Origin of the sequence: Kangiella marina, from assembly GCF_039541235.1 — a bacterium.
Classification (GTDB): domain Bacteria; phylum Pseudomonadota; class Gammaproteobacteria; order Enterobacterales; family Kangiellaceae; genus Kangiella; species Kangiella marina.
Genome location: NZ_BAABFV010000002.1, coordinates 115,410 through 138,583, shown reverse-complemented (window position 1 = coordinate 138,583; position 23,174 = coordinate 115,410). Strand labels below are relative to the sequence as shown.

The 23,174-nt window shown below is 44.4% G+C and carries 26 protein-coding genes; 12 read left to right on the top strand and 14 right to left on the bottom strand.

Going from position 1 to position 23,174, the window contains the following annotated elements; translation table 11 throughout:
* Positions 1-33: 33 nt before the first annotated feature.
* Genes ABD943_RS08775 through dusA form a run of 3 tightly spaced genes read right to left on the bottom strand, consistent with a single transcriptional unit; the run spans position 34 to position 2,934 of the window.
* Positions 34-975: a hypothetical protein gene (locus tag ABD943_RS08775; protein WP_345292818.1), complete on the bottom strand. Its 942-nt coding sequence runs from the start codon at positions 973-975 to the stop codon at positions 34-36.
* Positions 976-994: 19 nt separating this feature from the next.
* Entirely contained in the window at positions 995-1,966 is a 972-nt protein-coding gene (locus tag ABD943_RS08770) for a hypothetical protein (RefSeq protein ID WP_345292817.1), read from the bottom strand.
* A gap of 35 nt (positions 1,967-2,001) precedes the next feature.
* A complete protein-coding gene (dusA, locus tag ABD943_RS08765) occupies positions 2,002-2,934 on the bottom strand; it encodes a tRNA dihydrouridine(20/20a) synthase DusA (RefSeq protein ID WP_425559473.1) in 933 nt (310 codons plus the stop codon).
* A gap of 176 nt (positions 2,935-3,110) precedes the next feature.
* On the opposite strand from dusA, the gene ABD943_RS08760 reads away from it, so the two are divergent.
* Positions 3,111-3,656, top strand: coding sequence for a DUF2799 domain-containing protein (locus tag ABD943_RS08760; RefSeq protein ID WP_345292815.1), 546 nt, complete (start codon positions 3,111-3,113; stop codon positions 3,654-3,656).
* 61 nt (positions 3,657-3,717) lie between these two features.
* Here ABD943_RS08760 and htpX read toward each other — a convergent pair whose 3' ends face one another.
* The 5 genes from htpX to dnaB all read right to left on the bottom strand — a co-directional run bounded on the left by htpX (position 3,718) and on the right by dnaB (position 8,444).
* Positions 3,718-4,617 carry a protease HtpX gene (htpX, locus tag ABD943_RS08755; protein WP_345292814.1) on the bottom strand — a complete coding sequence of 300 codons (900 nt, stop codon included), beginning with the start codon at positions 4,615-4,617 and terminating at the stop codon, positions 3,718-3,720.
* A 207-nt stretch (positions 4,618-4,824) separates the two neighbouring features.
* Positions 4,825-5,535 (bottom strand): PepSY domain-containing protein, encoded by a 711-nt coding sequence (locus ABD943_RS08750; RefSeq protein ID WP_345292813.1) that lies wholly within the window; start codon positions 5,533-5,535, stop codon positions 4,825-4,827.
* Between the two features lies 1 nt (position 5,536).
* Complete coding sequence (locus tag ABD943_RS08745) at positions 5,537-5,953, bottom strand: secondary thiamine-phosphate synthase enzyme YjbQ (RefSeq protein WP_345292812.1); 417 nt, start codon at positions 5,951-5,953, stop codon at positions 5,537-5,539.
* Positions 5,953-7,035, bottom strand: a complete 1,083-nt coding sequence (gene alr, locus ABD943_RS08740; RefSeq protein WP_345292811.1) for an alanine racemase — start codon at positions 7,033-7,035, stop codon at positions 5,953-5,955. The genes ABD943_RS08745 and alr overlap by 1 nt, the downstream gene beginning before the upstream one ends.
* A 17-nt stretch (positions 7,036-7,052) precedes the next feature.
* Positions 7,053-8,444 (bottom strand): replicative DNA helicase, encoded by a 1,392-nt coding sequence (dnaB, locus tag ABD943_RS08735; protein WP_345292810.1) that lies wholly within the window; start codon positions 8,442-8,444, stop codon positions 7,053-7,055.
* A gap of 219 nt (positions 8,445-8,663) precedes the next feature.
* Between dnaB and ABD943_RS08730 the strand changes: the two genes are divergently transcribed.
* Genes ABD943_RS08730 through ABD943_RS08720 form a run of 3 tightly spaced genes read left to right on the top strand, consistent with a single transcriptional unit; the run spans position 8,664 to position 9,910 of the window.
* Positions 8,664-9,059 carry a thiol-disulfide oxidoreductase DCC family protein gene (locus tag ABD943_RS08730; protein WP_345292809.1) on the top strand — a complete coding sequence of 132 codons (396 nt, stop codon included), beginning with the start codon at positions 8,664-8,666 and terminating at the stop codon, positions 9,057-9,059.
* A 3-nt stretch (positions 9,060-9,062) separates the two neighbouring features.
* Positions 9,063-9,470: a hypothetical protein gene (locus ABD943_RS08725; protein WP_345292808.1), complete on the top strand. Its 408-nt coding sequence runs from the start codon at positions 9,063-9,065 to the stop codon at positions 9,468-9,470.
* A gap of 38 nt (positions 9,471-9,508) precedes the next feature.
* Positions 9,509-9,910, top strand: coding sequence for a GFA family protein (locus ABD943_RS08720; protein ID WP_345292807.1), 402 nt, complete (start codon positions 9,509-9,511; stop codon positions 9,908-9,910).
* 236 nt (positions 9,911-10,146) lie between these two features.
* Here ABD943_RS08720 and rplI read toward each other — a convergent pair whose 3' ends face one another.
* Genes rplI through rpsF form a run of 3 tightly spaced genes read right to left on the bottom strand, consistent with a single transcriptional unit; the run spans position 10,147 to position 11,273 of the window.
* Positions 10,147-10,611: a 50S ribosomal protein L9 gene (gene rplI / locus ABD943_RS08715; protein ID WP_345292806.1), complete on the bottom strand. Its 465-nt coding sequence runs from the start codon at positions 10,609-10,611 to the stop codon at positions 10,147-10,149.
* A 24-nt stretch (positions 10,612-10,635) separates the two neighbouring features.
* A complete protein-coding gene (rpsR, locus tag ABD943_RS08710; protein WP_223578583.1) occupies positions 10,636-10,863 on the bottom strand; it encodes a 30S ribosomal protein S18 in 228 nt (75 codons plus the stop codon).
* A 14-nt stretch (positions 10,864-10,877) separates the two neighbouring features.
* Positions 10,878-11,273 (bottom strand): 30S ribosomal protein S6, encoded by a 396-nt coding sequence (gene rpsF, locus ABD943_RS08705; protein ID WP_345292805.1) that lies wholly within the window; start codon positions 11,271-11,273, stop codon positions 10,878-10,880.
* A gap of 373 nt (positions 11,274-11,646) precedes the next feature.
* Here rpsF and thrA point away from each other — a divergent pair, with 373 nt between their 5' ends.
* The 3 genes from thrA to thrC are packed head-to-tail and all read left to right on the top strand — an operon-like array spanning position 11,647 to position 16,315.
* Positions 11,647-14,091, top strand: coding sequence for a bifunctional aspartate kinase/homoserine dehydrogenase I (thrA, locus tag ABD943_RS08700; protein ID WP_345292804.1), 2,445 nt, complete (start codon positions 11,647-11,649; stop codon positions 14,089-14,091).
* The gene (gene thrB / locus ABD943_RS08695; RefSeq protein ID WP_345292803.1) at positions 14,088-15,047 is read left to right on the top strand and encodes a homoserine kinase; all 960 of its coding nucleotides are present in this window, start codon (positions 14,088-14,090) and stop codon (positions 15,045-15,047) included. The genes thrA and thrB overlap by 4 nt, the downstream gene beginning before the upstream one ends.
* Positions 15,047-16,315 carry a threonine synthase gene (thrC, locus tag ABD943_RS08690; protein WP_345292802.1) on the top strand — a complete coding sequence of 423 codons (1,269 nt, stop codon included), beginning with the start codon at positions 15,047-15,049 and terminating at the stop codon, positions 16,313-16,315. Before thrB ends, thrC begins: the two co-directional genes overlap by 1 nt.
* Before the next feature lie 17 nt (positions 16,316-16,332).
* Here thrC and asnC read toward each other — a convergent pair whose 3' ends face one another.
* Positions 16,333-16,800, bottom strand: coding sequence for a transcriptional regulator AsnC (gene asnC / locus ABD943_RS08685; RefSeq protein WP_345292801.1), 468 nt, complete (start codon positions 16,798-16,800; stop codon positions 16,333-16,335).
* A 154-nt stretch (positions 16,801-16,954) separates the two neighbouring features.
* On the opposite strand from asnC, the gene asnA reads away from it, so the two are divergent.
* Positions 16,955-17,947, top strand: coding sequence for an aspartate--ammonia ligase (gene asnA, locus ABD943_RS08680; protein ID WP_345292800.1), 993 nt, complete (start codon positions 16,955-16,957; stop codon positions 17,945-17,947).
* A 56-nt stretch (positions 17,948-18,003) separates the two neighbouring features.
* On the opposite strand, the gene ABD943_RS08675 is transcribed toward asnA, so the two are convergent.
* On the bottom strand, positions 18,004-18,714 hold the full coding sequence (locus ABD943_RS08675; protein WP_345292799.1) for a hypothetical protein: 711 nt from the start codon (positions 18,712-18,714) through the stop codon (positions 18,004-18,006).
* Between the two features lie 121 nt (positions 18,715-18,835).
* Between ABD943_RS08675 and ABD943_RS08670 the strand changes: the two genes are divergently transcribed.
* From ABD943_RS08670 to ABD943_RS08655, 4 genes are read left to right on the top strand one after another with little or no spacing between them, the layout of a single operon-like run.
* On the top strand, positions 18,836-20,053 hold the full coding sequence (locus ABD943_RS08670; RefSeq protein WP_345292798.1) for an Nramp family divalent metal transporter: 1,218 nt from the start codon (positions 18,836-18,838) through the stop codon (positions 20,051-20,053).
* 7 nt (positions 20,054-20,060) lie between these two features.
* Positions 20,061-20,822, top strand: coding sequence for a 5-oxoprolinase subunit PxpA (pxpA, locus tag ABD943_RS08665; RefSeq protein ID WP_345292797.1), 762 nt, complete (start codon positions 20,061-20,063; stop codon positions 20,820-20,822).
* Complete coding sequence (pxpB, locus tag ABD943_RS08660) at positions 20,822-21,502, top strand: 5-oxoprolinase subunit PxpB (RefSeq protein ID WP_345292796.1); 681 nt, start codon at positions 20,822-20,824, stop codon at positions 21,500-21,502. The genes pxpA and pxpB overlap by 1 nt, the downstream gene beginning before the upstream one ends.
* On the top strand, positions 21,492-22,436 hold the full coding sequence (locus tag ABD943_RS08655) for a 5-oxoprolinase subunit C family protein (protein WP_345292795.1): 945 nt from the start codon (positions 21,492-21,494) through the stop codon (positions 22,434-22,436). The genes pxpB and ABD943_RS08655 overlap by 11 nt, the downstream gene beginning before the upstream one ends.
* Here the strand turns inward: ABD943_RS08655 and rlmB are convergent.
* A complete protein-coding gene (gene rlmB, locus ABD943_RS08650) occupies positions 22,414-23,169 on the bottom strand; it encodes a 23S rRNA (guanosine(2251)-2'-O)-methyltransferase RlmB (protein ID WP_345292794.1) in 756 nt (251 codons plus the stop codon). The two genes, ABD943_RS08655 and rlmB, sit on opposite strands and share 23 nt — an antisense overlap.
* Between the last annotated feature and the right edge of the window lie 5 nt (positions 23,170-23,174).

Sequence of the window (23,174 nt, the reverse complement as noted above, 5' to 3'; positions counted from 1 at the left end):
AATGTAATTGTGCAAGAAATAACCAGCGCAAAACTAGCCACACTCTTTATTTTTATTTTTCATATGCTGCTCTAAATGTGCTGGAAATCTATCAGGATAAAGAGGCAGCCCAAGCACTTCTCTATTTTGCCTCCAATAATCAAACAAACGCTTCTGAATATTATTAGCTTCAGTATGTACGGCCTGTAAATCAGTATCTGGAAACTGTTTACTGTACTTATCTAACAAGTCATCTGACTGATTGGAGTATAAAAACCCCTCCATAAGATCAATATCTTTTGCAAAAACTTGTTGTAATAAGCTTCTATAAGCGATACTGAGAATCATGGCATTCTTGATACTCTCTTTGTTGTTACTACTTTCGATTTGGCGCTTTAAAATATAATGATGCAATGTGGTTAGCTCAATAATACCACCAAGCTTTCCCGCAACAGCTGCATCCATCAAATACTTTGCACCCTCCTCCAGCATGGGCAAGTCCAATTGATGACTATTAGCTAACTCTTGCCGTTCTTGTTGAGATAAAACTTGTGTGCGGTTCAAATCATTAAAGTAGAATCCAAATCCATTTTTCCAAATCACCTCAGTACCATAATGAAACATAGCATCAGGATTACCTGCGTCAGCATAAGACTTTACAGCCTCTAACGGCATCTGCTGAAAGTAATGTTCCCCGGTCATCTCTTCTATCGACATATAGAGAGATTCAAAAATATCATTTATCTCTTTCCAGTTTTCATGCTCTTGAAACCATTGATGACACTTTGCAGAATTCTTGAATACTGGTTTACCCGTAAGCTTTATGTCAGGTTTTACTTCTTTTTCATCTTCATGACCAACGATGTCAGAAAATTTTTCTTTGCTTAATTCAATCTCAATTTCGTTTTGTTCTTGACGGTTATCACTTGCTATATTTTCTTTAACCCCATAAAAATTCCAAGCAACCAATGCAGTTACCGTGAGTATTAGAAGCATGACAACCTTCTTCATCAATCTATCGACACTCGTTCTTCATTTCTTCTAAAAGTGAATCTAGTCGCTCTGGAATGACATCAGGATAAGGTTCAAGACCGAGAGATAGCCTATCTGACTCCCAGCGTTCTCTCAGCTTTAACGAACGCTCATCAATGTCCGTTTTAATCCTCTCAAGAGTATCAGAGTCAGGGCCAACCACGCCATACACCATTGTTAAATCGCCTTTAATTTCTTCATCGTTTTGAAAGAACAACAAAAGCTCAGAATCATTTTTATGAACTTGCTCTAAGAGGTTTAGGTAAGCATGACGATGAATCAAAAACTCCTCGATATCCTCACGTTGGCGTTGCGAACGGACCATTTTTCGCAATACGCTCTTGCTAACCAGTGAGACTTCCAAAATCCCACCGAGTTTTCCATGAACAGCCGCTCTGTAAGCATAATTAGCGCCCTTGTGAAAAGCTTCTAAATCAACTTTGTGTTGTTGAGCTTTTTCCTGCCTTTCCTTGGTTGTATTTCCCGGGTTCTGATTAATTGGATTAAAGTATAAACCAAAGCTTGAATTCCACATGGTTTCCGAACCAAAATGAAACATTGCGTTGGCATCACCTGCATCGGCATAGGACTTTACAGCGTCTAATGGAATTTGTTGATAAACACCCTCGCCTGCAGCTTCCTCACCACTCATGTAGATAGAGCCAACTATCGCCTCAATGTCTTTCCACTCGGGTTTTTGCCTGTATTTTTCGAAGCATGATAACTCTTTCGTTTGGTTCGCTGAGTTTAGTTCAAGCTTCGGATTATTACTTTCGTCGGCCTTGTTAGCGGGGTTGTTTCCATGCTGCTTAACGAGGGATTCAGGTATTTGTTTTGCAGATTTAGAGAAGCTGACTTTTTCAGTAACTGATTGAGATTCTTCTGCGGTTGTAGACCATAGAACAAACACAACGACTGCGCATAAAGCCAACAAAATAAAAATGACTTTTTTCATGATTCCCTTCTTTCTCTTTCTATTCTGGTGGTAATTTATTTAAATAATGTTAACGCCTCTTCGATGACCTCAAGACCTGCGCCTTTCTTGTAAGCATTCTCACTTAAATGTCTGCGCCATAGTTTACCTTTAGGCTGGGCATAGAACAGCCCCAGTATGTGTCGCGTCATGTGGCCAAGATACACGTCCTGATCAAGTTGGCTTTGGACATAGTTACAAAATTCGTCCGCAACTTCAATCCGACTTGGGATGGCATTGTTTTGATCATAAAAGCGATTATCGACTTCAGCCAAGAAATACGGATTATGATAAGCTTCTCGCCCTATCATGGCTCCATCTAAGTGCTGCATATGTTCATCAACTTGCTCCAAAGTGGTAACGCCACCGTTGACGATAATTTCTAAGTCTGGAAAGTCTTTTTTTACTTGATAAGCGACATCATATTTGAGCGGTGGAATTTCACGGTTTTCCTTAGGACTCAAGCCTGACAGCCACGCTTTTCGTGCATGAATAATAAACGTTTTAACGCCTGACTGACGCACCGTATCAATAAAGTGGTGGAGATGCTCATAAGCGTCTAAGTCATCAATGCCTATCCGAGTTTTAACAGTAACTGGAATATCCACCACATTCGCCATGGCTGCCATACAGTCAGCCACTAACTGCGGCTCTGCCATCAAGCAAGCTCCAAAACGACCGTTTTGTACACGGTCACTAGGGCAGCCAACATTCAAATTAATTTCGTCGTAACCATAGTCTTCGCAAACTTTTGCACAATGAGCCAGATCGTTAGGGTCACTCCCTCCCAGCTGAACAGCAACAGGATGCTCCTCGTCATTAAATTTGAGGTGTCGCTCTTCACCACCATGAATAATGGCTCCGGTAGTAATCATTTCGGTATACAACACCGCATGCTTCGATATACAGCGCATAAAGCGGCGCTGGTGGCGATCGGTCCAGTCGAGCATCGGTGCGATACAAATTTTTCGGTCTATCGTTTTTGTCACTGCTAAAATTCTTTGTGGATATAAACCAATGGCGAGCTATTATATAATCCTTTAAGCTCATACCCTAATTTTGTGGCGAAATTAAGCCTCTCCCCTTTATGAGCTGGTGACGTAACTACAATGATGAAGAGTTAACCATGACTAAATTACGCTTATTGCTGATCTTATTGTCAGCGGCACTGACCCTAACAGGCTGCTCAACCTTATCAGAGTCGGAGTGTGCTGTCGGTAACTGGTACCAAATTGGGTTTAAAGATGGAAAGCGAGGCAAAGACTCAGATTATGTGATTGAGCATGAGTCATCTTGCGCGGAATACGGTGTTTTCATCGATCGAGAAGAGTATGAGCAGGGAAGACAACGTGGTCTTGATCAATATTGTGTTGGCGCCAATGGTTACCAGCGCGGAAGCTCAGGTTCATACCCCAACCAAAGCTGTAGTCAACGCTATGTGGATTACCACCAAAGTTACTACGATGGATTATTAGCCCGCTACGATTCTTTACAGATAACGCTAGAAGAGTTACACAAAGAGCACGAGATACTGCGCCAAGTTATCCGCCGAATCGACGATGAAGAGGAAATTGAGCGTTTGAATCTTGAGCTTGATGAGATTGATGACGACATTGATTCCGTTCAGTCGAGCCTTACTCGAACCCGGAACTTACTTGATCGCTTCCGCTAGAAGCGCTACATCCTACAAAAACGGGGCATATTGCCCCGTTTTTACTGCTAACTAAGAATGTCTAGTAGCGGTTACGCAATGCCTCAATTCGAGCATCCAATGGTGGATGCGACATGAATAAGTGTCCAAACTTCTCTTGGAAAGAGCCTGTACGGCCATTCTTTAAGCCAAACGCGGTAAAGGTTTCCCCCATATCCGACGGCATATTGTATTCAGCTTTAAGCTTTTCCAAAGCACCGATCATTGCTGCTGAACCTGCCAGTTGAGCGCCCGCTTCATCCGCTCTGAACTCCCGTCGACGCGAGAACCACATAACCACCATGCTGGCCAGAATGGTCAACACAATTTGCGCGATCATCACAGAAATAAAGTAACCAATGCCATGACCTTGTTCATTCTTTAGAAGAACACGGTCTACGAAGTGACCAATCACTCGTGAGAAGAACAGTACGAAAGTGTTCACCACGCCTTGGATCAAGGTTAAGGTAACCATATCGCCATTTGCCACGTGACCAAGTTCGTGAGCCAGAACAGCACGAACCTCATCACGATTCATGCGCTGTAGTAAACCTTCACTGACCGCGACTAATGAGTTATTTTTATTCCAACCAGTCGCGAATGCATTGGATTGAGGCGATGGGAAAATACCGATTTCCGGCATTCCAACACCCGCATCTTTTGATAAGGTTTCAACCGTGTTCACCAGCCACTGTTCCGTTTCATTACGCGGCTGATCAATCATTCTGACGTGCATGAACTTTTTCGCCATCCACTTAGAGGCGAGTAAGGAAATTAATGAACCTGCGAAACCAATAACCGCACACCAAATAAGTAACGCCGTTAGATTTAAATCAACGCCGTTCTGCGCCATGATGCTGTCGAAGCCAAAGAAACTTAAAACAGCTCCAGCTAATAACAAAATGGCGAAGTTGGTTAATAAGAACAAACCAATTCTTAACATCGAAGTCTCCAAATAAGATCAGTTAACTGTATTAATTATGGGGGTTATTAGGGGATAAACAAGTTAATTAAAACGACAAAATCGTCAATATTGTAAATATTCGTGTCTAACTAAATGAGGTACTTAAATATCAATAACTTAATCAACCAGAAAAGGCCTAAAATGACGACAATGGATAACACAATGGGCTTCCATTTGCGCTTCAGGTTAGGCACGTTTCCTCGCTCGTTTGGTTTTAAAAAACGTTAATTTAATCACCAAATACAAGCCGCTCAAACTCATGAAAGTTGCCAGAATAGCCGCAATCACAAGCAACGGATTATTGAAATCTGTTCTGTTTTTATAATCCATGATGTGGAGCATCCAGAAAAAATCGAACAATCGCCACGTGTCGTTACGCCTTGCGACGACCTCACCACTTTGTTGCGAGACATAAATTCGAGTGTCATCCTCATCCGTAAAGTTGACTTGCCACAGCGGTAAACTTTTATTACGGACTTCCCCTAGAGGCTCTTCAATCAGCACCACTTGTGAAATTGGCTCATCACCTAAGAAATCCGCTAAGGCAACTTGTCGTGCACTTGCCTCACTCAACGGCGAAATCAATTCACCTGTTAGCGCATTAACCAAAGCCTGATTCTTGCCCTCAGAAACCAACCATGTCGGCTTTCCGAGCCAGGACTTTAATACCACTTGCTGCGCTACTAACCCTGAAATGTCTATTGCCTCGATAGCCGTCACGGCAATCGGTTGTGATAAATCGGCTTTGGGTTGCTCGGCAATTCGATGTTCGCCACGGACTTGCTGGATATCGAAAAAACTCATGACGAATCCACCAACGACCCACAAGACCAGTTGCAGTCCTATGATCAATCCAAGCCACTTGTGAAATTTTCGGAAAAAGATAACAGGTTTCATGTTATGCACTAATATGAAGAATAATTTTACGGTTATTAGAATGGTGGCGGTGTTCCCAAAGGTACAAGCCCTGCCAAGTGCCAAGCGCCAAACGGCCGTTCACAATAGGAATACTCAACGAGACATTCGTCAAAATAGCCTTTATATGCGCTGGCATATCATCCGGGCCTTCCATCGTATGGGTGTACAAAGGATCGTTTTCTGGCACCAACCGATTGAGCCAGTTTTCAAGATCAGTTTTAGCACTTGGATCAGCATTTTCTTGGATGGTGAGGCTGCACGAAGTATGTTTAACAAACACATGACAAACGCCAACGTCTGTTGCTTGCTCTTGCACCCATAACTCAGCATCACGCGTGAATTCGTACAAACCTTGCCCTCGTGTTGCAACGGATAGTACCTTTTGTTTCGACGACATCAAACACCTCCTCGATAGACAAAATGTACACGTCCTGTAACACCACAACTTAAGGTATAAGGGATAGTATCTGCATTATTGGCGACGATTTCAGCGGGTAATTCTTTGCCCCATAAGACCACACGATCACCAATTTTTTCATTATGATCTGGACCAAGCTCAACCGCTAGCATGTCCATCGACACACGTCCGACTAATGGTACGGTACGACCATTAACCCAAACTGGTGTGCCGTTTTTAGCATGTCGAGGGTAGCCATCACCATACCCAATAGCCACCAACCCAATCACGGTGTCCTTGTCAGCGAACCAGTGACGCCCATAACCAGTGGACTCACCTTTATTCACATGTCTGATTGACATAATTTTGGACTCTAAATTCATCACCGGTTGCAAGCCATAATCAGCCCCCGTAGTACCAATCATCGGTGAGCAGCCATAGAGAATTAAGCCCGGTCTTACCCAATCAAAATGTGCATCTTTTGCTTCCAAAATACCCGCAGAGTTTGCCATCGAGCGCTCTAAAACTAAATGCTTTGTACTGTTAAGAAACGTCTCTATCTGCTGTGAAGTAAAGCTATCTTTTGGATCATCGGCGCTCGCGAAGTGCGACATCAAACGAATCGGCTCATTGATACACTCAACGTCCGCAAGGTCCTGTTCAATCTGTGGCAGTTCTTCCACTTTGAAGCCAAGACGATTCATACCAGAATCAACCTTCAACCAAATATTGATTTTCTTGTCGGTTTTTAATCGTTTTAGTGCATCAATTTGTGGGCTGTGATGTACCACCAGTTGTAGGTCATTCTCGACAATTCGCGGTAATTCTTTTGCCTCGAAAAAACCTTCCAACAACAAAATCGGCTGTTGAATACCGGCTTTGCGCAGCTTATAAGCTTCGCGCGGTGTGGCGACGGCAAACATTTCTGCTTGTGGTAATGCTTTTGCGACTTCGACGAGCCCGTGGCCATAAGCATCGGCTTTAACCACCGCCACCACACGGCTACCGGCCGCGATTTTTTGGATGGTGTTAAAGTTGTGGCGTAAAGCATCAAGGTCGATAACGGCTGTGGTTGGTCGCATAAGTTTAAGAGTAAACCTTAGTAGCCTTCACCCAAGGCTTCATAATCGTTGTGAGCCAAATTATCGAAGCGACAATACTGCCCTTGGAAACTCAACTCTACAGAACCAATAGGACCGTTACGCTGCTTGCCAATTTTGATTTCAGCGATGCCCTTGCGTTCGGTTTCAGGGTGATACACTTCATCACGATAAATAAAGAGAATTAAGTCCGCATCCTGCTCAATCGCACCAGACTCACGCAAGTCAGACATCACCGGGCGGCGATCACTTCGCTGCTCCAAGGAGCGGTTAAGCTGTGATAAAGCGATCACTGGCACCTCAAGTTCTTTGGCAAGCGATTTCAATGATCGGGAAATTTCACTAACCTCAAGAGTACGGTTATCACTCATGCCGGGGACCTGCATCAACTGCAAATAATCCACCATAATCAACGCAATCCCACCGTGCTCACGCGCTACCCGTCTTGCACGAGAGCGCATTTCGGCAGGCGATAAACCGGCTGTATCATCAATCATTAATTTGGTGTGATTTTTGAGTTGTAAGACGCCGCTGTTGAATTTGTCCCAATCTTCTTTACTTTGGATTTGACCCGAGCGGACTTTATTTTGCTCAAGTCGGCCCAGCGACGAAATCGAACGCATAATGATCGACTCATTCGGCATCTCAAGACTAAAGACCAAAACAGGGAGCTCGCTGTTCAATGCCGCATTCTCTACAATATTCATCGCGAAAGTGGTTTTACCCATCGAGGGACGAGCAGCAACAATGACTAAATCTGCTGCCTGCAAACCTGACGTCATATTATCCAAATCCGTAAAGCCGGTCGCTAAACCTGTAATACTGCCTTTGTGCTTCTGAATCTCCTCAATTCGCTCGATGGTCGACTTAAGAATATCTTCCACCTTACTCGGTCCTGCGCCTGTCGTTTCACGGGATTCAGCAATCGCAAAGACTTTGCGCTCGGCCAAATCCAGTAACTCAGGCAAGGTTCGACCTTGAGGATTAAAGCTCGCATCAGCGATTTCGTTTGACGCCGAAATCAACTGACGCATAATTGCACGTTCGCGCACAATCTCTGCGTAAGCACGAATGTTAGCGACAGTTGGCGTATTTTGCGCTAACTCACCAAGATAGGATAAACCGATATCAACCTCACCCTGCTGCTCTAAATGCTCAGATAAGGTAATGACGTCCATCGGCTTTGCCGTATTCGCCAACTCCGTCATCGCTTTAAAGATTTCACGATGGTTTTTGACGTAAAAATCCGTCGCCAGTAACACTTCCTCGACTTTTTCCCACTGGTCATTATCGATCATAACGCCGCCAAGCACGGACTGCTCAGCCTCAATGGAATGCGGAGGAACTTTTAAATCTTTGATTTTATTATCAGATTGTTGTGCTGATAGCATGATATTTTAGTAACCAAATAGATAGAGGGTTTACATTGAGTTAGCTTATAGAGCTACTCCAAAACTATTCTATACTCTAACAGTTTTAAGGCAATACAATAAGTCTGTGGATAAGTTATGAATAAGTTTATGGTTGGTTGTCATACGCTTGAGGGACATAATGTCAGTAATGACTACTAGTATTGATAGATGCCACCTTATAACGAGGGATATCACGACATGACTGCAACCATCTTATTCGACGGCGAGTGTGTATTATGCTCTAAGTGGGTACCTTTCGTGATTAAGCGCGATCCTAATGAACACTTTAAGTTCTGCGCCGTGCAATCGCCAAAAGGGCGAGAAATGCTACAATCCCTAGGGTTACCCACTCATAGCTACGAAACAATGGTGCTGATCAAAAACGGGACGCCCTATTATCGTTCGGAAGCCTTCTTTGAAGTGATAAAAGATCTCAAAACACCATGGCCTTGGCTCCGCGTACTTAGAGTCTTTCCCCTTAGCTTTCGAGACTGGGTCTACGACCGTATCGCTTTGAATCGCTATAAGCTGTTTGGAAAGCATGATTACTGTATGGTGGCTACAGAGGAGCTATCAGATAGGTTTATAAGGTAATTTATGAGTAAGACAGAGAAATGGCTTAAGTTTATCGCCATAATCCATATTATCGGTGGCGTGTTGCTTCCCTTAGTAGTATTTACCCCAATCGCCACGCCCTACTTTGAATATCTTCTAGGAACATTCCCACAAGGCGACTTAACCTCTATGAGGTTCCTAATAGGAGTGTTTGGCCCTACCGTTGCCAGCTGGGGACTTTTGTTCTATTACACAGTAGGTAAAGCATTTCAAAGCAGAACAACAAAAGACTGGTGGTTTTTAGTAACGGCAATATTAATTTGGTCGGTCCTAGATACGATGTTCTCACTTCACTTCGGTGTCACATCGCATTTTTATATCAATGCTCTCATTGTACTTTTACTGCTTATCCCTATTTTGATTCAAAAGTCGCAGTTTTCAAAAGAATAGTGGTAGAGTAAAAATAATCATCAGCAATGGAGTTAAATATGAGTAACAAAGGTTCATGCTTGTGTGGTGAAGTTAAGTTTGAAGTTGAGGGTAACTTTGAGAAACTCTTTTTCTGTCACTGCACTCGCTGTCAAAAAAATACGGGATCAGCCCACTGCGCCAATTTATTCTCAGGTTCTGCGAGTATCAACTGGATATCAGGAAAAGAGCAGGTAAAAACTTATCACCTTCCAGAAACGCGCCATGCGAAAAGTTTTTGCGTAAATTGTGGGTCAGCCATGCCGACTGAAGTCGCCGGAGGGAAAATGATCGTGGTTCCGGCAGGTTGCTTGGATGATGATGTTACTATTCAGGCTAATGGGCATATTTTTATGGACGATAAAGCTAGCTGGGAATCTTTACTTGAAGAAACACCAAAATTTTCAAAACTTCCTGGCTAAAAATAGTCGCTAGCTTACTTAGTGATCACCTAACCTCTTCGAAAGCGCAATCTTAACCTTTTCTGGCTTTTGAGCTAAGTCAAGACGCGGCAAACCGTTATAAAAATGCGCAATGTATATTAAATACTCGAGCACATTTTTATAACGGTTTAACAAAGTATTGGCGACGCTCAAATGCTAGAAACAAAAAAGGCACCCGAAGGTGCCTTTCTTAACTCTTTCTGCTTAATTTAGAATTAAGCTTGAGCTTCGTCGAATTCACCAACAACAATAACTTTGATGTTAGCTTCAACTTCTGGGTGTAAATGTACTTCGAAAGTATATTCGCCCGTTTGACGGATAGCGCCTTCTGGCATACGAATTTCTTTCTTTTCTAACTCAACACCTTGCTCAACAACTGCTTCAGCGATGTCAGCTGTACCAACAGAACCGAAAAGTTTACCTTCGTCGCCAGCGTTAGCAGCAACAGTAACTTCGATACCAGCTAGTTTATCAGCACGAGCTTGAGCAGCAGATAATACTTCTGCAGCTTTCGCTTCTAGCTCAGCACGACGCTCTTCGAAGTGCTTAATGTTTTCTTTTGTCGCAGGAACTGCTTTGCCCGTAGGGATAAGGAAGTTACGACCATAGCCTGCTGCTACAGTTACCGTATCACCTAAATCACCAAGGTTGCGACGTTTTTCAAGTAAAATGACGTTCATCGTTATACCCTCTCAAAATGCCGCTTATTCGTGGCTATCAGTGTATGGCAAAAGAGCCAAGAAGCGTGCACGCTTTACAGCGCTAGCTAATTGACGTTGGTATTTTGCGCTAGTACCGGTAATACGGCTAGGAACAATTTTACCAGTTTCAGTGATGTAGTTTTTCAACGTAGCTGTATCTTTATAATCGATCTCAGTTACGCCTTCAGCCGAGAAACGGCAGAACTTACGACGACGGTTAAAACGTGCCATGATATGTCTCCTTATTACTCAGCCGCAGCTTCAGTTGATTCTTCTTTCTTAGCTTCTTCTTTAGCTGGCTTTTCGTCACGAGTAGGTTTCTCGTCTTTCTTAGCCATTGGAGAAGCTTCTGTGATTGCTTCTTTACGACGCATGATCATGTTACGTAGAACAGCATCGTTATAACGGAAAGCATCTTCTAATTCTTCGATAACTTCACCAGTCGCTTCAACATTCAAAAGAACGTAGTGCGCTTTGTGAAGTTTATTAATTGGGTATGCAAGCTGACGGCGGCCCCAGTCTTCTAGACGGTGAACAGTACCAGCAGCATCAGTGATCATTTTGCTGTAACGCTCGACCATACCTGGAACTTGGTCAGACTGATCTGGGTGCACCAAGAATACGATTTCGTAGTGTCTCATTTAAAGTCTCCTTTCGGTTTCCAGCCACCTATAGCAGTAACTAAATTATTAGCAACTATAAGCAACAAGGAGTAAACCTGATTGTAAAAAGCTTGGCCACAATGACCAAGGGCGCGTATTTTAAGGATTTAGCGCCTAAAGATCAACCAATTTAACTGCTCAAACCATTGAATCAGCCGTTGACACTCAAAATATTTCAGGTTAATCTCAGCTCAATGATTATTTCTCGCACAACAACTACCACCACAACGATTATCCTAACGGAGGTCGGCGGCTAGTTATTGTGTAGAAAAATACGAATACTTAAGCCCGAGGCCTCAAAACCTCGGGCTTTTTTTTGCCTCAACATTTTATCCATTAACAGGACAGTATCATGAAAGTTTTAAAATTTGGTGGTTCTTCACTGGCCGATAGTGCTGGTTTTCGCAATGTTGCTCAAATTATTACTGCTCAGCAAACGCGCAGTATCATTACCGTTTCAGCGACAGCGACCACCACCGATACGTTGCATCTGTTCATGGAGACTAAGGATCAGACTGCCGCTATGGAGCTTCTCGCCAAGCTTTTTAAACGCCACAAACAGTTGGTCAATGAACTTTCCATAAAAGAATCTGGCTCACTATTCGGCCGATTTGAGCACATGGAGCTGCGCTTGATCAATTTGTGGGACAGCCACCACAACTCGACGTCTGTCGATCCTCACCTTCTGAGTGAAGTCTTCTCTGCTGGCGAATACCTCAGCTCACAATTGCTGCAGCAATACATGAGTGAGCTTGGTTTCAGCAGCCACTGGCTAGACAGCCGTGAGGTGATTAAAGCAAGCGGCCCAATTTTAGAGTCTAAAGCCAACTTGGTCGCTAGCCAAAAAGCATGGAACGCCATGCCTTTACCGTCAAACGTTCGCTTCATTATTGCGCCCGGCTTTATCGCCACGCACGATAATAGCCAGCCGTGCTTACTCGGACGAAATGGCTCCGACTACTCGGCAGCGATATTGGCTCACCTTTGCAACGCCAATGCACTGGAGATATGGACCGACGTTTCGGGGATCTACAATGCCGATCCGAAGAAAATTACTCAAGCCAAGCTCATCGATAACATGTCGTACCGAGAGGCGATGGAGCTGGCGCATCACGGCGCTGGGGTTATTCACCCGAAAACAATTGGTCCTGTGCGCCAAAAAGGCATTCCTTTAAAAGTCAAAAATAGCTTCGCCCCCGAACAAGAAGGCACGGTGATTGCACCTAGCTGCTCTAATCGGGCGAAAGTCAAAGCGGTTTCAAGCCAACACGCCATCAGTCTGGTGAATATCAGCGGCAGTTATTTGTGTGATACTTATGGCGCAGCGGAGCGTATTTTTGGCTGTTTGGCGAGGCACCATATTTCTATCATTCTGATCAGTCAATCTTCCTCCGAGTACAGCGTGTGTTTTGCTATCCGACAGCAGGATGCAACAGTCGCCAAACAATCGTTACAGCATGAGTTTGCCCATGAGCTTGATCAGCACCAACTCGATCCAATCGATATCCGCGCTAACCGAGCGATTATTACCATTGTCGGTCAGGGACTGATTCATGAAAAAGGAGTGTCCTCAAAATTCCTTAGCGCCATCTCCTCCGGCGGTGCGAATATTGAAGCGATTGCTCAAGGATCTTCTGAATTATCCATTTCGGCAGTGGTTGATCAGCATCAATTATTGCCAGCGTACCATCGAGTGTATGCCGAGTTTTTCGACAGAAAACGTCAGGTCGATTTGTTTATTCTTGGTTGCGGTAACGTAGGTAAAGAATTAATCCGGCAAATTCAATCGCAAAAACCTTACTTAAGCAGTAAAGGGATCAGCGCCAACGTTCGTTTAATTGCTAACTCCAAATTCTACTGCGATGATACACATCATGAGCTTGAACACTGGCAGCCGCTTCTAGAGCAAAGCCAACAAGTACTGAGTCATGACAAGCTCGAACAATTATTGCAGTCCGGTCGCTACGTTAACCCAACGATCGTCGACTGCACCTGCTCGGAAGAAGTCAGTGCTAACTATGCTGACTATCTTGATATGGGATTTAATTTAGTCACGGCTAATAAAAAAGCCAACTCAAGTGATATGCAACATTACCGCAATATTCGCCAGTCGGCCTCACGCCGTTTTAGGCACTTCTTCTACGAAACCAATGTTGGCGCTGGTTTGCCCATCCTTAAGACTCTGGACTCTCTACTCTGCTCAGGAGACAGGGTTCATGATATTTCAGGGATCTTATCCGGCTCGCTCTCCTATATTTTAGGGTTGGTAGAAGACGGTATGCCCATGTCACAAGCGGTGGAGCAAGCTAAACAACAAGGCTTCACCGAGCCTGATCCGCGCGATGATCTAAGTGGCATGGATGTTGCGCGCAAGATCTTGATATTGGCTCGTGAGCTGGGCGCCGAATTGAATATCGACGACATTCAGTTGGACTCTCTACTGCCGAGTGACTTTGATGGCAGTGGAGCTATAGATGAATTTATGCAGTCGCTCACTGATGTTGACGATCACTTTCAAACCCTCTTTGAGAAAGCCCGGTCTAAAAACGCAACCTTGAAATATGTAGCGAGCTTTAAAGACGGTAAGCTGGCGGTTGGACTACAGCAAGTGGCTGCCGAACACCCGCTCTACTCGATCAAAGGTGGCGAAAATGCGATAGCCGTTTATAGTGATTACTATTCTCCGATACCTTTCGTGATCAAAGGGTATGGAGCCGGCGCTTCGGTTACTGCTTCCGGAATTTTTTCCGACATACTACAGACCTTGCCGCATCGTGAACAGGAGTTAGCATCATGAGTATCAAAATATTCGCACCAGCTTCTATCGGTAACTTTTCGGTGGGTTACGATTTATTGGGTGCAGCAATTACTCCTATCGATGGCGCATTACTCGGCGATGTGGTTGAAGTTGCCGCCAGCTCTCAGTATCAAATCGTATGTGATGGTGCTTTTGCCGAACAATTACCAAGCGACGTTACTGATAACATTATTCATCACTGTCATGAACTGTTTCGTGCTGAGCTTGCTGAAAAAAGTGTTGAGCCTCAAACGCTAACCTTGAAGCTCTCAAAAAACTTACCAGTCGGCAGTGGACTCGGCTCCAGCAGCAGCTCAATTGTGGCTGCCATTATGGCGCTTAATGAATGGTATCAATCACCGTTTACACCGCACGAACTACTCATGATGATGGGCAAGATGGAGGCACAAATCAGCGGCAGCCTGCATTACGATAATATCGCGCCCTGTTACCTTGGCGGGCTGCAACTAATGTCTGCTGATGACGCCATCAGCAAACCTTTACCGTGGTTTGACGACTGGTATATTGTGGTCGCTAACCCTGGCACCAATATTCTGACCAAAGCTGCTCGTGACGCCATCCCCAGCTCAGTGCCTTTATTGCAGGCGACGGAATACGCCCAAAACCTAGCGAATTTTATTCAAGCGCTGTATAGCGAGGATCAAGCCAGTGCTGTGCATCATTTAAAAGACGTCATCGCTGAGCCTCACCGTCATTCGTTGTTGCCGAGATTTACTGATCACAAGAAAGCGTTACTGAACATAGGTGCAGAGGCCGTCGGAATTTCTGGCTCAGGGCCGACGCTGTTCGTCGTATGCTCTGATCTCACCAAAGCCAAATCAGTACAACAGTACCTACAGTTCCACTACCGCGAAAATGACCGTGCTTTTAGCCATATTTGTCAGTTACACTCTGATGGCGCTCAACCTCTCAATAAAGTGCATGGAGAACACTAATGTCCTTTATCAATATTTCACAACAACACCAACGAGTATCGTTCAAGGATGCAGTACTTAATCCTATTGGGGAAAACAGTGGCATCTACTTTCCGCATGATATTAAGCCACTCGATAAAGACATTTTTGAGTGTGGAGACTTTCACCAAATTGCCGTTGAAACACTACATAACCTAACTCACAACGAACTCTCTAAAGATAAACTCGGCTCAATGGTCGCCCGTGCTTTTAACTTCCCACTCGAGCTGCACTCTTTAACTGACAAGAACCATATTCTAGAGCTGTTCCATGGACCAACTTTGGCTTTTAAAGATTTCGGCGCGCGTTTTTTAGCGGAATGTTTAACCGAATTCAATCAGCAAAAAGCGACCATCATCACAGCGACGTCAGGCGATACCGGAGCCGCTGTAGCTCATGCCTTTCATGGTCAGCCGAACGTTGAAGTGGTTGTGCTTTACCCGGAAGGTAAGATCTCCAAAGAACAAGAACAACTTTTCTGTACCTTGGGCGACAATATTCGCACGGTTAAAGTTGATGGCAACTTTGACAATTGTCAAAGCTTGGTCAAACAAGCTTTCAACGATGAGGAAGTTAACAATAAACTTAACCTCAATTCTGCAAACTCAATCAATGTCGCACGATTGCTGGCTCAGGTTTGCTACTACACCGCCTTGCCAACGCTGATTCAACAGCCTATTGACAACCTCGTGGTGCCGAGCGGTAACTTTGGTAACATCACCGCTGCTTTAATCGCAAAACACATGGGAGCACCAGTTGGCCACCTTATCGCAGCAACTAACGCTAACGATACCGCGCCACGCTTTTTCAATCATAAACAATGGTTACCGCAAGTCACCCAACGCACTCTGTCGAATGCGATGGACGTGTCACAACCGAATAATTTCTCACGGATCTTGTATTATTATCAACATAAGCTTGATCAGCTTTTTGTGGATATGAGTGCCCTTAGCATTAGCGACGCCCAAACTCGACAAACGATAAAAGAACTCGATACGCAAGGCTACCAAGTCGACCCGCACACCGCGGTTGGCATGCATGCTTTGAGTAAAATGAATGTTGGCCAGACGAATAATCTAGTGGTTTCAACAGCGCATCCAGCGAAGTTTGCCGACGTGCTTGAGGGTATTTTGCAAAAACCAATATCGCGTCCATCAGCAATTAGCGAATGCTTAACCAAGCCCAACCTATCGATTCGAATAGCGGATGACTTTGATGACTTTAAGGAGTACCTGCTTGCTTTAGATTAACTTACCTCTGTTCAAGGTTATATCAATAACCCATCTATATCCCTGTAAATTGGGTTTTGCAGGGATATCAATGTCTCCGTTGAGCCAACCTCTTCGATAGACTGCAACTTATCGATCAAAATATGTTGAAAACGATCAATGTCTGGCGCGATAACCTTTAGCAAAATACTGTACTGCCCGGTCGTGTAGTAAGCTTCTATCACTTCTGGAATGTTAATTAATTGCTCTTTGACCGGGTGGTAATCTTTAGCTGACTTTAAATAGACGCCAACGAAACAGCAGACATCATAACCAAGCGCTTTCGCATCCACCTTGACCTTCGTCCCTTTAATGATGCCGGCTTGGCGCATTTTTTCAATTCTTACATGGATGGTTCCAGGACTAACACCCAAGCTTTCGGCAATTTTAGCGTACGGTGTACGAGCCTCTTCCAATAATTGTGCCAAAATCTTTTTATCCAAATTGTCTATTTCATAATTTTTCATGCAAAACCCACAAACAAATCATATGCAAACTAAATTTATTATCATTTATTAGATTACATATATCAACAAGGCGTTTTTATTAAACATCTATTGAGCATTTTGCGATTTTAGATATAAATATAACAACGAACAACAATTATGAATAAGGAAAACAATGAAAAAGTTACCGAAAGAAGCCTTTATTCACGATCAAAGGCTGATCCAACGCACAAAGTCGTTCTTTATGGAGCGGTTAAGTCAAGAACTGTCGTTATTGGAGGTTCAAGCTCCGATTCTGACCTATCAAGGTAATGGGGTCCAAGACGATCTTAATGGCACTGAAAAGCCTGTCACTGTCCAGAGCCAAACCTTGGACAAGCCACTAGAAATCGTGCAGTCACTGGCAAAATGGAAACGTCAGCTATTGGCCCGCAGTGACTTTGATGTCGGTAGCGGTATTATCACTCAAATGCGAGCCATCCGTCCCGATGAAGAGTTTCTAAGCGAACGACATTCGCTGTATGTTGAGCAGTGGGACTGGGAAAAGGTTATCGCTGACGACGATCGAACATTGGATTACCTTAAAGACACAGTCGAGAAAATCTATAAGACCATGCTTGAAACGGACCATGTGGTCGCTAAGGCAACCTTGAGAGATTCTTTATTGCCAAAGACCATCACTTTTATTCATACCGAAGATCTCATGAAGCAGTACCCAGATCTCACACCTAAGCAGCGCGAGCAGGAAGCCTGTAAAGAATATGGTGCGATTTTCTTGATCGGAATCGGCGGCGAATTGAGTGATGGCTCAATCCATGATGGCCGCGCTCCAGACTATGATGACTGGACGACCGGAACGGACCAAGGACGCTACGGACTAAATGGCGATATTTTAGTCTGGAACCCAGTGTTAGAGGATGCCTTCGAGATTTCCTCCATGGGAATCCGGGTTTCCCCACAAGTCATGCAACAACAATTACAAATTCGCGGTTGCGAACATAGGCTTAACTACCTATGGCATCAGCAACTGATGGCAGGCCATTTGCCACAAACCATCGGTGGCGGTATCGGTCAATCTCGCCTCGTGATGTTCCTTTTACAAAAAGAGCACATCGGGCAAGTACAGTTTAGCGTTTGGCCAGAAGCGTTGGAAGTTGCCGTTCTTTAACCGCTTACCCTCGCGGCCTTTACGCCCCCCTATCGGTAAAGGCCGCACTTTATTACCTAATGCCCACCACTCGACTCTTCGAGATAAATATAGACTGTGTTGTCCTCACTGTTATCCCTCGATATTGAGTCAAAATCCTTATAGTTGCTATCTTCTTGTAACAATTTAAGGAAATCAAAGTAAGCCCCGACACTTGCTCCTGAACCTTGCTGTAGAGGTGTTACCGAAACGCGGCAGCTGGTTGATCGACAATCAATTTCGTTCAAACTCACTTTGCCGAGTAAATCAGAGTTATTCACAATTTCGGCTAAATCACGTTGTGTTTTATACGCCCAATCTTGGTCAATAGTATCACTTTCATACCGCGCCACTTGAGCGTCACCTTGCTTTCTCATTTCCTCAATAGTCATGCTTTCATACGGCTTTTGTTCGCTTTCGTCCTTATTTTCAACAACATCCTTTTTGGGCTCCAGTTCTTGATTCAATTTTGCAGCTGACATCTCTGACTCTAGACCTTCAACTTGTCTTTGAAGACGGGAAACCTCACTTCTAGACTTTTCTAACTTGTCGCTCAACATAGCGATTAACTCGTCTTTCTCTCTATCGTTGATATTATTAGTATCCAATACCGTACTCTTGGTTTGATTGGATTCAAGGGCGGCACTTTGTACTTCAGAGTGATATTTCGCGGCCTTTTCTTTGCCTATCAGGAGATAAGTATTGAGCGCCAAGGAAAGTATGAGAAGTGGGATAATAATTTTACTCATTGGTAACTCCATGTTTTATATTTATTGTCGCCGGTTATACCCAATTATGAGAAATTAGGCAAATTATTGCGAGGGTCAGTATTTACCTGTAACCTCATAAAAAAATCAATTCAGTATCAGTATGGCGAAATCTAAATTTTCTATTGGCCCAGCGGCGCTTGTCGCAGCGGCTTTTATTGGGCCAGGAACAGTAACCGTTGCTACAAAAGCTGGGGCAAACTTTGGATTTAGTTTACTTTGGGCCCTACTCTTTTCTGTAGTCGCCACAATCATTTTGCAAGAAATGACGGCGAGACTTGGAGTCATTGGCCAAAAAGGATTGGGGCAATCGATTCGTGAGCTGGTGAAAAATCCCTTACTCAAAGTTCTATCCGTTATTTTAGTGGTCAGTGCGATCATCATCGGCAATGCCGCCTACGAAGGTGGGAATATTGCTGGCGCTACGCTAGGAGTGCAGGCTGTTTGGAATTACCCAAGCATTGCAAACTTGGACTTGGCCGCACTATTGATTGGCTTAATCGCCTTTATTGTTTTATGGACAGGCAGTTACCGCTTTATTGAGAAAATTTTAATCGCGGTCGTTTTACTCATGAGCGTTGCCTTTTTGGTCACTTTCGTTATCACTAAGCCTGATCTGGGTGCTCTTTTTAAAGGCCTCTTAGTGCCTTCGCTTCCTGATAGTGCGACCTTAACCGTGATAGCTTTAATTGGTACAACAGTTGTTCCTTACAATTTATTTTTACACTCTTCGAGCGCCAAAAAGAAATGGAGCACGCCTGAAGAGCTGTCTCAAGCTCGACAAGATATTTATATTTCAATTCCTTTGGGTGGCTTAATTTCAATCGCTATTGTGTCGACCGCTGCCAGCGCCTTTTTTGGCAGTCAGTTGGAGATTGATAGCGCTGCGGATATGGCGAAAAGTATTGAACCTGCGTTCGGAAACCTAGCTCAATACATGATTGCTCTAGGATTATTTGCCGCCGGAATTTCATCAGCAATTACCGCCCCGCTGGCCTCGGCTTATGCCCTATCGGGATTGCTTAATATTCCAGAGGATCTTAAAAGCCGATCATTCCGGCTGATTTGGTTAGTTATTTTAGTGGTCGGAGTCGCCGTAGCATCGCTAGGTTTAAAACCCGTATCTGTGATTTGGTTTGCCCAAGTCGCCAATGGACTATTGCTGCCTATCATCGCCAGTTTTTTATTGTGGGCAATGAACCAAGGCTTTTTAGGTCAGCATAAAAATAATGCTTGGCAAAACGTGTTGGGCTTATTAGTAGTCATCGTTTCGATTATTTTGGGCGCGAAAAGTCTACTCTCTGCGTTCGAGTTGTTATAATCGCGATATGAGTAGAGTCATTGATATCAATTGTGATTTAGGCGAAAGCATCTTGCCCGAAGATTGGGCCAAAGATGCTGAGCTGATGCCTTACATTTCTTCATGCAACATTGCCTGTGGCGGTCATGCGGGAAATAGCGAAAGCATTCAAGCAGCGATTCATAATGCTACACAGCATCAACTGGCGATTGGCGCGCACCCCTCTTATCCGGACAGAGAGAACTTCGGTCGTCAATCAATGAAACTCAGCGACACTGAGTTACGAAAAACCTTAAGGCTGCAATTAAACTCTATTATTGAAGGCTGCAATCACCATGGCGTCACACTGCATCATGTAAAACCTCATGGCGCCCTCTACAATGACGCAGCAGATGATTTGCATCTAGCCATGATAATAGCTCAAGAAGTCGCTCACCTATCCGGTTCAATCAAACTGATGGGGCTAGCTGAGTCAGCCATGCTTGAAGCTGCTCATAAGGTTGGGCTCGACTTTATCAACGAAGGTTTTATGGATAGAAACTATCAGCCGAATAAAAGATTAGTGCCTAGAAGTGAGCCCACAGCGTTGCATGCCAATCTTGATGATAGCTTACACCAGGCTTTGCAGTTCGCCTTAGGTGAACCAATCTCGATACCAAACGGTCAGCAACTCATGATAACAGTAGACTCGATTTGTTTACACGGCGATAATCCTGATGCGCTAGCGATTGCACAAGCGCTTCACCAACGCTTAGCAGAACATAAAATTACAATCTACGCAGGACGTTAATGCCTCAATATACCGTTACCATCAACAGCGATAGCTCACTCATTATAGAGTTTGATGGCGAGATCAATCTTGAGCTGACTCGCTATATTCTTGGTGCGAAACAGCATATTGAAAAAGCAAAGCTGGCTGGTTTTATTGAAGCCGTGCCAGCTTATAATTCTTTGTTGATTATTTTTTCTCCCCTCTTCTTTGAGCCAAAACAGCGAGTCGGTGAGGTATCCGAATTACTTAAAGCAGTGAAACCTTTAGCATCTTCAGCCAGCAAAACTCATCGCATCCCCGTCTGTTATCACGCGTCCGTTGCTCCAGACTTAGAACATGTCGCGTCACACTGCCAGTTGACTACCGATGAAGTTGTCACTCTACACACGGCTAACGAATACCCTGTCTATATGCTTGGCTTCTTGCCGGGCTTTTTATACTTAGGCAACCTTAATTCGAAACTACATTGCCCGCGTAGAGAAGATCCCCGACCGAATATCAAGGCTGGTTCAGTCGCTATCGGCGGCGATCAAACCGGTGTCTACCCCATCAATAGTCCAGGCGGCTGGCATATCATTGGTCAGACACCAATAGCGCTTCTAAACACTGATGCTAAAGTTCCGGCTATTGCTCAACCCTTGGATACCATCGTTTTTGAAGCCATCAGCCTTGAGGAGTTCCAAAACTATGAGCATTAAGGTTTTAAAGGCTGGGCTTCTAACCACGGTCCAAGATCTTGGCCGCTGTGGCTATAGGGAGTTTGGTATCGCGACCAATGGAGTCCTTGATGAGTATAGTTGTGAAATAGCCAATTGGCTGGTGGGAAATGATAAAAACCAAGCGGTATTAGAAGTAACACACATAGGCCCAACCTTAGAGTTTACCACCGCAGTGACCGTCGGCATCGCTGGGGCTAAATTTGATATCTACATCAATGATCAACAAGTCATGATGAACAGCACCCTGCACTTAAAAAAAGGGGATGTTTTAAAATTTGGTAAGCTACACACAGGCGCAAGAGCGTATGTTGCGTTTGCGGGCAGGTTAACAATAAAGCCTGTTATGGGTAGTGCATCAACAAGCCTACTCGCTAACTTCGGTGGACTCGAGGGTCGCGCACTAAAAGACGGTGATGTCATCGACATTGAGCCAGCGGACTTTACAGACTCCCGAGTGACACCTAGTGAGCTATCAGAAGAGCATCACCATAACCTGTTGCAAAACCACATCATTGCACGAGTTACCGAAGGTCGGGAGTTTTCACAACTCTCATCATCGAGCCAAGCAAGGTTATTAGAATCAAATTATGAAGTCACCAGTTTCAGTAATCGAATGGCAATCAAGCTGGATGGCGAGGCTCTAGAGCTTTCTGAAGATTTATCAATGACCACGACAGCAATTGTCGCCGGCACCATTCAGCTGCCTCCAAACGGGCAGCCGATCATCACGCTAGCCGACGGTCAAACCGCTGGCGGCTACCCAAGAATTGGACAAGTTATCAGCGCCGATTTAAGCTTACTCGCCCAGTTGAAACCCAATGATACATTATCCTTTTACCAAGTGGATATTCAGAAAGCCGTAGAAACCCTAAAAGCTAAAAACCAGTATATTAAGCAGGTTTTAACGAGTTAGTCCTTTGCCTAACCGCTTCAAACAATGTGACTCCCGTAGCGACCGAAACGTTCAAACTGGATACTTCACCAGCCATCGGGATTTTAATTAAGAAGTCGCAGTTCTCACGAGTTAAACGGCGCATGCCATCACCTTCAGCGCCCATGACAATCGCCAAGCCACCAGTTAAGTTGGCTTGATAAATATCCTGCTCTGCTTCTCCAGCGGTTCCGGCGATCCAAACATTTCTTTCCTGCAGCTGCTTCATGGTACGAGCTAAGTTTGTCACTGGGACAAACGGCACCGACTCTGCAGCGCCACATGCCACCTTACGCACGACGTCGGTAATACCTACCGCATTATCTTTTGGTGCAATAACCATGTGCACGCCTGCTGCATCGGCACTGCGTAAACAAGCTCCCAAGTTATGAGGATCCGTAACACCATCGAGAATTAAAACGAAAGGTGGCTCATCAATAGCATCCAGAATTTCTGGAATATGCTTTTCATGGAACTGCTTTTGCTTGGACTGACGGCTCAGCGCAATAACACCTTGGTGTCGCTGGTCAGTCATTTCATCCAGTTCTTCACGGCTTTTTTGCGAGATTGGAATATCTTTTGACTGCGCTAATTTTACTAATTTATGGGCACGCTGATCGTGACGATTACTTTGCACATAAAGCACTTCGACTGCTTCACTATTTCTTTTAAGTAAAACTTCTACAGCATGCAACCCATACACTATTTCTGACATCAATA